Genomic DNA, 12,675 nt, shown 5'->3' on the forward strand with positions numbered 1-12,675 from the left:
CTCAATGTGGATGGCCGGGCTAGAGTACGCCCTTAAACAGCCGTTTTAAAATGGTCTAACAGGGGTTTTTCGCACAAAACAAAAGTGACCGACCAGTCTGCGACAGATGGTCGAGGGCGTGCGTCACCTAAGCGCGCAATTTTATTGCTTGAATTCGAAATCCAGCGCAGCGCCTTCAATGTCGCGGCGCTCTTCGTTACGCAGCTGCAACTGCATCTGGTTGCTCAGTAGGCGGCCATTGATCTGGAACGCGCTGTTGTCGGTGGGTTTTTCCGCAAACATCGGCGGCAACAGCGGCACGCTCTTGGGTTTAGGCATAGTGCCGAGGGGCTGCAAGTGCCTGACCATTTCGGTTGGCAAGGACAGGTCCAACTGTGCCGGTGGCAGTTTGGTCTGGGCTACTTCGTGGGCAGATTTGGATTTACTCGCCACCGGTGCACGTTTTTTCACGACGCCGGTTTTTTTCTTGGCCGCCGGGGCTTTTTTAACCGGCGCCGGTTTCTTCGCCGAAGTCTTCTGCTGGGTATTGGCTGCGGGCTTGCTTTCAGTCACGGGGGCTGCCGCCAGGACGGTGCCGACGTTACACAGACTCAACAGGCCAATTACCACAACAGCACGAAAAATAGAGGTCATATTGCCTACAGCATTAACGGCAGAGGGCCATATGCTCGCTTGTTGAACGCGGCATGACAAGCCTGCTGATCAGTCGGTCAACATGAGTGTCCCCTTTACGCGCCTCAGCCCTGGTTCAAAACCCGGCCGCAGTTTCCTGGCACAACTGGCTGGCCAACATCCCCAGCGTCATCAGCGCCCGCTCTGCCTCACGGTTCCACGGCGTGCCGCAGTTAAGGCGAATACAGTGGTTAAACTGTTCCGTATTACTGAAGATGACTCCCGGTGCAATGCTGATGCCCTGCTGCAGCGCACGCACGTGCAGTTCCTGGGTATTGACCCTGCCGGGCAAACTGACCCACAGGATAAAGCCGCCGGTCGGCCGGGTCATCTGCGTGCCTTCGGGGAAATACTGCTGCACCGCCAGCTGGAATGCGCTGAGGTTCTTGCGGTATTCCTGGCGGATGTAGCGCAGGTGCCGGTCGTAGCCACCGTTCTCCAGGTACGCCGCCACACCCATCTGGGTGACGCTGCACGCCGAGTGGGTGCTGAACATTTGCAGCCGCTGGATTTCCTGCTGGTACTTGCCGGCAATCATCCAGCCGATGCGCACGCCGGGGGACAGGGTTTTGGAGAAACTCGAGCAGTAGATCACCCGATCCAGGCGGTCATAGGCTTTGAGCGCCTTGGTGCGGCCCAGTTCGAACATCAGCTCGCCGTAGATATCGTCCTCGACGATCTGGATATCGAAATCCGAGGCCAGGCGCAGCAACTGTTTCTGCCGTTCCTCGGGCATGGTCGCGCCCAGCGGATTGCTCAGGCGCGTGGTCAGCACCAAGGCCTTGATCGACCATTGGTTGGCCGCCAGTTGCAGCGCCTCAAGGCTCATGCCCGTAGCCGGGTCGCTGGGGATCTCGATGACTTTGAGGCCCAGCAGGTCGGCCAGTTGCAGCAAGCCGTAATAGGTCGGTGATTCAGCCGCGATGAGGTCGCCCGGACGGGTCAGTACGCGCAACGACATCTGCAACGCATCAACGCACCCGTGGGTGATCACCACTTCGGAGGGGTCCACTACCACGCCAGCATCGCGCATGCGAATCGCCACCTGGCGGCGCAATGGTTCAAAACCCGGGCTGAACATGTAGCTGAAGGCCCGCGGGCTTTGGAAGCGCGTGACCTTGGCCAGTTGCTGGTGCAACGCGCGCACCGGCAAATAATCGACACTCGGCACGGCCGCACCCAACGGGAACACGCCTTCGCGGCGCGACTCGACCAATACCTGCTGGATAATGCTGCTGCGCGTGACCAACCCCGGACGCTCAACCCGGGCGATATCCGGCGTCGGCGCCGTGAGCGCAGGCGTCTGGTGCACGTAATAACCCGACTGCGGCCGCGCGCGGATCAGCCCCTGGTCTTCCAGGTTCGCATACGCCTGCAACACCGTGGCGTGGCTGACGTTGAGCTGTGAGCTCATCTTGCGCACCGAAGGCACGCGCTCGCCGGGTTGATAGACACCGCGCCGGATGTCCTCAGCCAGTTGCTGGGCGATACGTTGGTAAAGCAACAGATTGGTCATGACGCAGCACTCGATTTCACGGGTATTTTATTTTTGTGTGAAACATACCGGCACAGTTTAGAAGTGTACGGGGACAGTTGCCACAATAGTCGAGCGCGGGCGGCAGTGATAGAGAAAACTGTAGGGGCAAGGTGCATAAAAAAACCGATCAATGATCGGTTCTGTGTGTACGCGGCAACCTGTGGGGAGCTGGCTTGCCTGCGATAGTATCGCCTCGGTTTGCCTGACATACCGAGGCGCCTGCATCGCAGGCAAGCCAGCTCCCACACTGATCGATGCAGGTTTTTAGCGAGCGGCGCCCAGCTGGCCTTTTTCGTCGGAGAACACAATTTCCACCCGGCGGTTCTGCGCGCGGCCGCGCTCTGAGGCGTTGGCCTCTACCGGGTACTGGTCACCGTAGCCCTCGACCTGGATACGTTTTTCATCAATCCCCAGGTCCATCAGCACATCAGCCACCGATTGCGCACGGTCGCGCGACAGCTTGAGGTTTTCCTGCTCGCCACCGGTGTTGTCGGTATAACCCTCGATGCGCACCACGCGCTTGGGGTTCAACTGCAAGAACTGCACAATTTTCAGCACGGTGCGGTTGGCCGAGTTTTGCAGCTCGGCGTCACCGGTGTCGAACAACACATCGCCCAACGTCATGACCAGGCCGCGATTGGTCTGGGTGGTGGTCAGGCTGGCGATTTGCTCTTCGAGCCACTTGCCTTGCTGCTGCACGCTCGCCAACTTGCTCTCACGCAGGGCCAATTGCAGGCGCTGGCGTTCCAGCTCCAGCTTGGTGCCGCGCTCGGCGTTGAGCCCCTGCTCGGTGTGTTCGCGGGCGATCTCACTGTAGCGCTGGCTCAGGTAGGCGTAATGCACCACGTCGGGGCCGCTGCCCCAGTAGCTGGACAAGCGATCGGCGCGGGCCAGGGATTCGCCGGCACGAATCACATCCTTGGGCGCAAAACGCAGCACATTCGCGTCTTCCTTGACCTTCTGGAAGTCGCTGCCAGCCTGCTGCAACGCCTGCTCGCTGTTGGGCTGGCTGGCGCAACCGCCCAACGCCGCGCTGCCCAGCAGCAACACACAACTCAAACCACGGATCAGCGGGCTCATTGGGCTTCTCCCAGCTGCAATTGTTTGCGCAGTCGGGCGATGCGGGTGTTAAGCACGTTCAACTGTTCCTGGCTTTTGCGCGTCAATACCCGCGCTTCAGCCAGACGCGCGTCCAGCTCGGCCTGTTCGGCCTGCATGCGCGCATCTTTGTAGGATTGGTCGGCCATGTCGGCCCGGGCCTTGGCGAACTTGTCTTCAGCCAGTTTCAGTTCAGGCGATTCATCGGTGCTGGCGCCCACGGCGTTGGCCTGTTCCAAGGCCTGCTGGGTGAGGCGTATTTGTTCGTTCGGCGCAGGATCAGCTGCACATCCCGCCAGAGCGACAACGGCGAGGGCCGCGAAAAGAGGTCGAAGAGTCACTGAAAATCCTTACTTTGCTGGGGTGCCGACGGGTTGCTGCAATTGCGCTTTCCAGCGTTCGAGGTTGCGCTGCAAAGCGGCTTGCGCGACACCAGACGCGGGTAATTCTGTCATCTTTTTCGCCAGCTGTCCGCGCAGCCACGGATCGTTGCAGGCGGAGTTGTGGGAAATCGCCAGGTACAGGCCGGGCTGGTCGACGGGTATTTCACGGGCGACAAGGTCGTTGCTCATGCCCAGCGTCTGGGCCATGGCCATGCCCGAGTAGCGCCCGGCCAGCACGTAGTCGACTTCACCCAGCAGCAGTTTCTGGAACGCCGGGGTCAAGTTGGGCAGGCGTTGCAAGCTGAGCTGCTGGCCGGCGAAGGTGTCGAAACCAGCGCTCAAGCGCGCACGCTCGGAGACCGCGCCTTTATGCCCGTGCAAGTCTTCAGCGCTGGTGTAGACCAGCGGCGAATCCTTGCGCGTCCACACCAGATAGTCGATCTGCACCAGTGCCGGATGGATGTAGTCGAGGGTTTCCAGCTCGCCCAGGTTCAGCGGCGCATCGGCGAGGATGTCCATGCGCCCGCTGCGCACTTCATCCAGGGCCAGGGAGCGTTTGCCGCCGTAAAGCAGGTCGATTTTAAGGCCCAGGTCCTTGCCGATTTGTTGCAGTACATCAGCCGTGGCGCCGATCAGGTGCGTTGGGTCTTGAGGGTCACGCCACAGCAACGGCGGCGCGTCCGGGCTGCCGGTAATCACCAGGCGCTCACACTTGCCGGCAGCCAGCGCGAGGCCGGGCAGTAGCGCCAATCCAAGTGTCAGTGCCAGCAATACGGGACGCAGATCCATGGCGGTTTCTCCGATGTTCAAAAAAGCCGGGCAAAAAAAAGCCCGGTCACAAGACCGGGCTCTTTATAAGTGAAGCAACTGGATTAGACCAGCTTCTCCAACTCGGGTACGGCTTCGAACAAGTCCGCAACCAGGCCGTAATCAGCCACCTGGAAGATTGGCGCTTCTTCGTCCTTGTTGATCGCAACGATCACCTTGGAGTCTTTCATACCGGCCAAGTGCTGGATCGCGCCGGAGATACCGACGGCGATGTACAGCTGTGGCGCAACGATTTTGCCGGTCTGGCCGACCTGCATGTCGTTGGGTACGAAACCTGCGTCGACGGCCGCGCGGGAAGCGCCGACCGCAGCGCCCAGCTTGTCGGCCAGGGCGTACAGGTGTTTGAAGTTGTCACCGTTCTGCATGCCGCGGCCGCCGGAAACGACGATTTTGGCAGCGGTCAGCTCAGGGCGATCCGACTTGGCCAGCTCTTCGCCAACAAAGCTGGAAGTGCCAGCGTCGTGGGCAGCAGCAACAGCTTCAATGGCAGCCGAACCACCTTCAGCGGCAACCGGGTCGAAACCGGTGGCACGCACGGTGATGACTTTGACCGAAGCGTTGGACTGTACGGTGGCAATGGCGTTACCGGCGTAGATCGGGCGCTTGAAGGTGTCAGCGCTTTCTACCGAGATGATCTCGGAGATCTGGTCAACGTCCAGCTGCGCGGCAACGCGTGGCAGGATGTTTTTGCCGTTGGAGGTGGCGGCAGCCAGGATGTGGCTGTAGCCAGCGCCCAGCTCAGCTACCAGCGGAGCAACGTTTTCCGGCAACTGATGCGCGTAGGCGGCGTTGTCAGCGTTCAGGACTTTGCTCACGCCCGCGATTTTCGCAGCGGCTTCAGCCACGGCGCCAGCGCCCTGACCTGCTACCAGCACGTGAATGTCGCCACCGATTTTAGCGGCAGCGGCCACGGTGTTCAGCGTGGCCGGGGCCAGCACCTTGTTGTCGTGTTCGGCGATTACGAGGATAGCCATGATCAGATCACCTTCGCTTCGTTTTTCAGTTTCTCGACCAATTCAGCCACCGACTTGACCTTGATGCCCGCGCTGCGTGCAGCCGGTGCTTCAACCTTGACGGTCTTGTTGGTAGAGGCGGTGGAAACGCCCAAAGCTTCTGGAGTCACCGACTCGAGCGGCTTCTTCTTGGCTTTCATGATGTTTGGCAGGGACGCATAGCGCGGCTCGTTCAAACGCAGGTCGGTGGTGACGATGGCCGGCAGTTTCAACGAAACGGTCTGTGCGCCGCCGTCGATTTCACGGGTCACAGCGACGCTGTCGCCGCTCACTTCGACTTTGGAAGCGAAGGTGCCCTGGCCGTAACCGGTCAGCGCAGCCAGCATCTGGCCAGTCTGGTTGTTGTCGCTGTCGATGGCTTGTTTGCCGAGGATCACCAGCTGAGGCTGTTCCTTGTCGACAACGGCCTTGAGCAACTTGGCCACGGCCAGGGAGGTCAGGTCTTCAGCCGACTCAACCAGAATGGCGCGGTCGGCGCCCAGGGCCAGGGCGGTACGCAGCTGCTCTTGAGCAGTGGTAGGGCCGATGGAAACCACCACGATTTCAGTCGCCACGCCTTTCTCTTTCAGGCGTACAGCTTCTTCCACAGCGATTTCGCAGAAAGGGTTCATCGACATTTTGACGTTAGCAAGGTCGACGCCGGAATTGTCCGCCTTGACGCGAACTTTCACGTTGTAATCGACAACGCGTTTGACAGCTACAAGAACCTTCATGGATTCCTCGTTACTCTCCGGTGAAAAGAAAGTCGCCTAGGCGAACCTGGCGGTTGATGCTCATCGGCACACAAGGGCACCTCCAAAAACTTCGGCGGATGACTTAGCGATGGGGAAATGATGACCGTTCGTCAGGGGTGACTGAGAGGTCATTCTTTATCGCAGTGTGTAAACTGCGCACCATTGTTTAGGCACGCGTCACCTGTCTTGCTTTTGGACGTGCTCTTGAAACCTGCTGTCTGCCTACGGTAAGCGCAAAACCGACCGTATATTGACCGGAACGCCTATTCTGGTCAATACGCCAAAATAGCCAGTCATAAGCCGCGTTGCTTTGATTTACCTAGCCTGCGAGCAATTCAAACAAACGTTTGTATTGGACGCTGCCAGTGGTGTAGATATAATGCGCCACCTAGAGAGAAAGGTGGGTCTTGCCGTTGTTGCAAGACGACACCGAACCTCCATCCATTAGAAAAAAAAGCCTGTTGAGCCTTGAGTAGGAGATAGCCTGTGGAACGCGAATACATGGAATTCGACGTGGTCATCGTCGGCGCTGGCCCGGCAGGCCTGTCTGCCGCCTGCCGACTGAAGCAGAAGGCCGCCGAAGCCGGTAAAGAAATCAGCGTCTGCGTGGTCGAGAAAGGCTCCGAAGTCGGCGCTCACATCCTCTCCGGTGCCGTGTTCGAACCACGCGCCCTGAACGAACTGTTCCCGGACTGGAAGGAACTCGGCGCTCCGCTCAATACCCCGGTTGTGCGCGACGACATCTATGTACTGCGCAGCCCTGAAGCCTCCACCAAGGTGCCTGACTTCTTTGTGCCCAAGACCATGCACAACGAAGGCAACTACATTATCTCCCTGGGCAACCTGTGCCGCTGGCTGGCCCAGCAGGCCGAGAACCTGGGCGTAGAAGTCTACCCAGGCTTCGCCGCCCAGGAAGCGCTGTTCGACGAGAACGGCGTGGTGCGCGGGATCATCACCGGCGACCTCGGCGTCGACCGCGAAGGCCATCCAAAAGAAGGCGTGTACACCCCAGGCATGGAGCTGCGTGGCAAGTACACGCTGTTCGCCGAAGGTTGCCGTGGCCACATCGGCAAGCAACTGATCCAGCGTTTTAACCTGGACAGCGACGCCGACGCCCAGCACTACGGCATCGGCCTCAAGGAAATCTGGGAAATCGACCCGGCCAAGCATCAGCCTGGCCTGGTGGTTCATACCGCCGGCTGGCCGCTGGACATCATGAGCAACGAGAACACCGGCGGCTCGTTCCTTTATCACCTGGAAAACAACCAGGTGGTTGTCGGCCTGATCGTCGACCTGTCCTACAGCAACACCTTCCTGTCGCCGTTCGATGAGTTCCAGCGCCTCAAGCACCACCCGGTGCTGGCGCAATACCTGGAAGGCGGCAAACGCGTCAGCTACGGCGCGCGTGCCCTGGCCAAAGGCGGCATCAACTCGTTGCCGAAGATGGTCTTCAAAGGCGGCGCCTTGATCGGCTGCGACCTGGGCACCATGAACGTGGCCAAGATCAAAGGCAGCCACACCGCGATGAAGTCCGGCATGCTCGCTGCCGACGCCGTGGCCGAGCGCCTGTTCGCGGACTCCGAAGGCGGTGACGAACTGACCAACTACGTCGACGGTTTCAAGGCCAGCTGGCTCTACGAAGAGCTGTTCGCCAGCCGCAACTTCGGCCCGGCGATGCACAAGTTCGGCCCGATCATCGGCGCCGGCTTCAACTGGTTTGACCAGAACATCCTCGGCGGCAAAATGCCGTTTACCTTGCACGACACCAAGCCGGATTACGCCTGCCTGAAGCTCGCCAAGGACAGCAAGAAGATCGACTACCCAAAACCCGACGGCAAACTGAGCTTCGACAAGCTGAGCTCGGTGTTCATCTCCGGTACCAACCACGAAGAAGAGCAGCCGTGCCACTTGAAGCTCAAAGACCCAAGCATCCCGATCGGCACCAACCTGCCGCTCTACGATGAACCGGCGCAGCGCTACTGCCCGGCTGGCGTGTATGAAGTGATCACCAAGGAAGACGGCGAGAAGCGCTTCCAGATCAACGCCCAGAACTGCGTGCACTGCAAGACCTGTGACATCAAGGACCCTTCGCAGAACATCACGTGGGTTACGCCGGAAGGCGCGGGTGGGCCGACTTACCCGAATATGTAAGGCAGTTGCTTGAACAAAAAAGGCTCCCAAACGGGAGCCTTTTTTATGGCCAACATAAATCAACTGTGGGAGCTGGCTTGCCTGCGATAGCGGTGGGTCAGTAATGAATAGGTGGCTGACACACCGCTATCGCAGGCAAGCCAGCTCCCACAGTTTTGACCGCGTTGTGTCAGGCGACCCGCTCTTCACCAGGGTTACGCAAGAAGTAACGCTTATATTCGCGACTGAACTGCGATGTACTCTGATACCCCACGTTATGCGCCGCCTGCGCCACGCCCAAGCCGTCCACCAGCAGCAACTGCTGGGCCTTCAACAACCGCAAGCGCTTCAAATACTGCACCGGCGACAGCAGCGTGCAACGCTTGAAATGCTCGTGAAAGGTCGAAGCACTCATATGCGCATACCCGGCCAACGTCTCAATGTTCAGCGGCTCGGCGTAATGGGCATGCAGGTGATGCAACGAGGTGGCGATGCGCGAAAACTGCCCCTGTTGTTCCACCAAGGCACGCAGCACATCCGCCTGTGGCCCGCGCAATGCGGTAAACAACACTTCCCGGACCCGCGCCGGGCCCATGATCCGGCTTTCCAGCGGATCGTGCAGGCACTGCAGCAGCCGCTCGACGCTGCCGCGCATTGCATCATCGAGCATCACCGAGCTCATGGATTCCAATGTCTGCGCCGTCGGCGGCGGCCCGGCCTGCATGCCCATGGCCATGACCAGTTCGCCGAGCACCACGCGATCAATCCCCACGGTGACCCCGTACAGCGGCGCGTTGGGCGCCATGGCAAAGGTCTCGCACTCGAACGGCACCGGCATCGCCTGGATCAGGTAGTGCCCGGCGCCATACTCCAGTGTGCGCGGGCCCAGATAGGCGACTTTGCTGCCCTGGGCCACGAACATCAGGCTCGGCTCGTAGATCTGCGGGCCGCGTGCCACGTCGCAACTGGCGCGCAATACCTTCACACCGGGCAGGTGCGTCGGGGAGAAACCGTCACAGGGCGTCAGGTCCTCAATCAAGGCAACCAGCGTGGCGTTGGCATCGAGATGGCGGGTCAACAACATGGCAAAAAACTTCGTTAAAAAGGGATAAGAGCATCATCGCAGGTCTGAGCGCACATGAATCCAAACACAGGGCACTCCCGGACGAATAGGCATGAGGTTCGGAGCAATCGCCATGGCCGCATCCCGGCCCTGCGCGGAAAATACGCCGCCTCCCTAGTCAATCCTTTTGCGAGGTTTCTGTATGTACACCGCCATCGGTTATGCCGCCCAGTCGGCCACCACTCCCCTCGCCCCCATGTCCTTCGAACGCCGCAGCCCGCGCGCCGACGATGTAGCCATCGAGATTCTGTACTGCGGCGTATGCCACTCCGACATCCACCAGGCACGCAACGAGTGGGGCATCGCCGTGTACCCGCTGATGCCTGGCCATGAGATCGTCGGCAAAGTCACCGCCGTCGGCACCAGCGTGACCGCGCACAAAGTCGGCGATCTGGTGGGCGTGGGCTGCATGGTTGATTCGTGCCGCCACTGCGACGCTTGCCATGCGGACCTTGAGCAGTACTGCCTCGAAGGCCCGACCATGACCTACGCCACCCCGGACCGGGTGGATGGCAGCAACACCATGGGCGGCTACTCCGACAGCATCGTGGTCAGTGAGCACTTCGTGGTGAAGATCCCGGCCAAGCTCGACTTGGCCAGCGCCGCGCCGATTCTGTGCGCAGGCATCACCACCTACTCGCCACTCAAGCACTACGGCGTGAAGGCTGGCGACAAAGTCGGCGTGCTGGGCATGGGTGGCCTGGGCCACATGGGCATCAAGTTCGCCAAGGCCATGGGCGCAGAAGTGACGCTGTTCACCCGCTCCGCGAGCAAGGCTGAAGAAGGCCGTCGCCAGGGTGCCGACCATGTCATCGTGTCCACCGATGCCGAGCAGATGAAAGCCGCCGCCGGCAGCTTCGATTTCCTGCTGGACACCATTCCGGTGCAACACGACCTGAACCCCTACCTCGACGTGCTGCGCTTTGACGGCGTGCATATCCTGGTTGGCTTGATCGAACCGGTCGACCCACCGGTGAACGCTGCCAAGCTGGTGCTGGGCCGTAAAGTGCTGGCCGGTTCGTTGATCGGCGGCATTGCCGAAACCCAGGAAGTGCTGGATTTCTGCGCCGAGCACAACATCACCTGTGACATTGAAATGCTCGATATCCGCCAGATCAACGAGGCCTACACCCGCATGATCGCCGGCGATGTGAAGTACCGCTTTGTCATCGACATGGCGACCTTGAAGGCCTGATCAGGCCTTAGCGCCCAACTCCGCTGACAGCCGCGCTGCGACCTGCTTGATCACAGGGATCAGCTCGGCCATCTTTTCCAGCGGCATGTAGGGCACGGTACTGGCGATGCTGATGCCGGCGACGATTCGCCGGCTGGCATCGCGCACCGGTGCCGCCACACAACGGATCGACGGTTCGTTGTCTTCCAGGTCGAACGCATACCCACCCTCCACGTATTCGCGCATGCGCTGCTCGAACTGCGCCCAGGATTGCTCCGGGTGCGCTGGCCATTGCTGGCTCTTGCCCTCGGCGGGCAGGCTGGCTTCATACAGGCGCTGCCACTCCTGCACAGAGTCATCCAGCAACATTGCCTTGCCCACACCGGTGCGCGCCAGCGGCATGCGATGGCCGACTCGCGAGCGCATTTCCGGGCCGTAGCGGCCGGGGTTCTTGTGCAGGTAGAGCACGTCGTCGTATTCACGAATCGCCAAGTGGATGGTGTCGCCAGTCAGCGCCGACAGTTCATCCAGGTACGGCACCGCCAGGGTCACCAGCGGCAGTTCGTCACGGGCCTGAAACCCCAGTTCGATCAGTTTCGGCCCGAGCAAATAACCTACTTGCGGCACCACACGCAGGTAACGCTCCTCCACCAGGCAACTGGCCAGCCGGTGAGTGGTACTGCGGGTGGTGCCGATGCGCCTGGCGATCTCTTTCAAGTCGCGCGCACCCGCCGCCACCGCTTGCACCACGCCCAGGCCACGCAGCAGGGTCTGGGTGCCGGTGGGGGCGGCGTCTTTGACGGGGATGTGGGCGTTTTCCTGCATATCGGGCCTATTGGGAAGTACGAAAACGGCGCCATTATGGCAAATGCAGCCCTGCTGAACAGAGGAGATCCATTGTGGGAGCTGGCTTGCCTGCGATAGCGGTGCATCAGCCTACAAATAATTAGCTGACCCACCGCTATCGCAGGCAAGCCAGCTCCCACATTTGGATCTTCATAGGGCGAGAGTTCAGCGTTGCTTCATGCGGTCGATGATGACCGCCAAGAGCAGGATCGAGCCCCGGATCACATACTGGTAAAACGTGTCGATGTTCTTCAGGTTCATCGCGTTCTCGATGATCGCCAGAATCAACACCCCGGCAATCACATGGCGGATCATGCCGATACCGCCACTCAACGACACACCGCCCAGCACACACGCCGAGATCACCGTCAGCTCGAAGCCCTGGCCGATCATCGGCTGGCCCGAGGTCATGCGCGAGGCGAGGATCACCCCGGCCAGTGCGCCGATCAATCCGTGCACGACAAAGATGATGATCTTGGTGCGGTCGACATTCACCCCGGCCAGCAACGCCGCTTCCTGGTTGCCACCGATGGCCATGGTGTTGCGCCCATAGGTGGTGTAGTTGAGCAGCCAGCCGAAGAACACAAAGCACAACACGGTGATGATAATCGGCACCGGCACGCCCATCAGTTGGCCGTTGCCGAACACAAAGAAGCGTTCGTCCATCACGCCGACCGCCTTGCCGTTGGAAAAGATATAGGCCAGCCCGCGCACGATCTGCATGGTCGCCAAGGTTGCGATCAACGCGTTGATGCGCAGCTTGGCGATCACGATGCCGTTGATCAGCCCCACTACCAGGCCCATGGCCAACGCAGCGGACACGCCGAGTACCACGCTGTCGGTGTCACGAATCACAATCCCCGCGACCACACCGGCACAGGCGATCACCGAGCCGACTGACAAGTCGAAATGCCCCGACGCCAGGCAGAACAGCATGGTGCACGCAGCGATGCCCACCGTCGAAATCGCCAGGCCCAGCCCGCGCATATTCAGCGGCGAGAGGAAGTTGTCGATAAACAGCGCGCTGAGCACAAAGATGCTCAATGCCGCGAGTAGCATCACCCAATCATCGAGAAATTTACGTTGGTTGAAACCCGGCCAAAAGCCCTTTGCAGTTTTTACCTGTGACATACCTAT

General features: G+C 60.1%; 12 protein-coding genes. 2 read left to right on the plus strand and 10 right to left on the minus strand.

All coding sequences use genetic code 11. The annotated features are described in order from the left end of the window. Positions 1 to 141 precede the first annotated feature (141 nt). The 7 genes from GIW28_RS16655 to GIW28_RS16685 all read right to left on the minus strand — a co-directional run bounded on the left by GIW28_RS16655 (position 142) and on the right by GIW28_RS16685 (position 6,244). The gene (locus tag GIW28_RS16655) at positions 142 to 633 is read right to left on the minus strand and encodes a hypothetical protein (protein WP_017138334.1); all 492 of its coding nucleotides are present in this window, start codon (positions 631 to 633) and stop codon (positions 142 to 144) included. A gap of 115 nt (positions 634 to 748) precedes the next feature. After that, a complete protein-coding gene (locus GIW28_RS16660) occupies positions 749 to 2,188 on the minus strand; it encodes an aminotransferase-like domain-containing protein (RefSeq protein ID WP_017138335.1) in 1,440 nt (479 codons plus the stop codon). 285 nt (positions 2,189 to 2,473) lie between these two features. Beyond that, complete coding sequence (locus tag GIW28_RS16665) at positions 2,474 to 3,289, minus strand: OmpA family protein (RefSeq protein WP_017138336.1); 816 nt, start codon at positions 3,287 to 3,289, stop codon at positions 2,474 to 2,476. Next, positions 3,286 to 3,648 carry a DUF4398 domain-containing protein gene (locus tag GIW28_RS16670; protein ID WP_017138337.1) on the minus strand — a complete coding sequence of 121 codons (363 nt, stop codon included), beginning with the start codon at positions 3,646 to 3,648 and terminating at the stop codon, positions 3,286 to 3,288. The genes GIW28_RS16665 and GIW28_RS16670 overlap by 4 nt, the downstream gene beginning before the upstream one ends. Before the next feature lie 9 nt (positions 3,649 to 3,657). After that, positions 3,658 to 4,479: a substrate-binding periplasmic protein gene (locus GIW28_RS16675; protein WP_017138338.1), complete on the minus strand. Its 822-nt coding sequence runs from the start codon at positions 4,477 to 4,479 to the stop codon at positions 3,658 to 3,660. Positions 4,480 to 4,562: 83 nt separating this feature from the next. Further along, a complete protein-coding gene (locus GIW28_RS16680; protein WP_138453881.1) occupies positions 4,563 to 5,492 on the minus strand; it encodes an electron transfer flavoprotein subunit alpha/FixB family protein in 930 nt (309 codons plus the stop codon). A gap of 2 nt (positions 5,493 to 5,494) precedes the next feature. Further along, positions 5,495 to 6,244: an electron transfer flavoprotein subunit beta/FixA family protein gene (locus GIW28_RS16685; protein ID WP_017138339.1), complete on the minus strand. Its 750-nt coding sequence runs from the start codon at positions 6,242 to 6,244 to the stop codon at positions 5,495 to 5,497. Between the two features lie 507 nt (positions 6,245 to 6,751). Between GIW28_RS16685 and GIW28_RS16690 the strand changes: the two genes are divergently transcribed. Continuing rightward, positions 6,752 to 8,416 (plus strand): electron transfer flavoprotein-ubiquinone oxidoreductase, encoded by a 1,665-nt coding sequence (locus tag GIW28_RS16690; protein ID WP_017138340.1) that lies wholly within the window; start codon positions 6,752 to 6,754, stop codon positions 8,414 to 8,416. A 169-nt stretch (positions 8,417 to 8,585) separates the two neighbouring features. Here GIW28_RS16690 and GIW28_RS16695 read toward each other — a convergent pair whose 3' ends face one another. After that, positions 8,586 to 9,479 carry an AraC family transcriptional regulator gene (locus tag GIW28_RS16695; RefSeq protein ID WP_236446990.1) on the minus strand — a complete coding sequence of 298 codons (894 nt, stop codon included), beginning with the start codon at positions 9,477 to 9,479 and terminating at the stop codon, positions 8,586 to 8,588. A 181-nt stretch (positions 9,480 to 9,660) separates the two neighbouring features. Here GIW28_RS16695 and GIW28_RS16700 point away from each other — a divergent pair, with 181 nt between their 5' ends. Then, positions 9,661 to 10,713, plus strand: coding sequence for an NAD(P)-dependent alcohol dehydrogenase (locus tag GIW28_RS16700; protein ID WP_099548762.1), 1,053 nt, complete (start codon positions 9,661 to 9,663; stop codon positions 10,711 to 10,713). On the opposite strand, the gene GIW28_RS16705 is transcribed toward GIW28_RS16700, so the two are convergent. Together GIW28_RS16705 and araH are read right to left on the minus strand one after the other, a co-directional pair. Continuing rightward, positions 10,714 to 11,517, minus strand: coding sequence for an IclR family transcriptional regulator (locus tag GIW28_RS16705; RefSeq protein ID WP_017138343.1), 804 nt, complete (start codon positions 11,515 to 11,517; stop codon positions 10,714 to 10,716). A gap of 186 nt (positions 11,518 to 11,703) precedes the next feature. Continuing rightward, positions 11,704 to 12,669: an L-arabinose ABC transporter permease AraH gene (gene araH, locus GIW28_RS16710; protein WP_236446991.1), complete on the minus strand. Its 966-nt coding sequence runs from the start codon at positions 12,667 to 12,669 to the stop codon at positions 11,704 to 11,706. Positions 12,670 to 12,675 lie beyond the last annotated feature (6 nt).

The organism is Pseudomonas sp. PA-5-4B, assembly GCF_021606215.1.
Classification (GTDB): Bacteria; Pseudomonadota; Gammaproteobacteria; order Pseudomonadales; family Pseudomonadaceae; genus Aquipseudomonas; species Aquipseudomonas edaphica.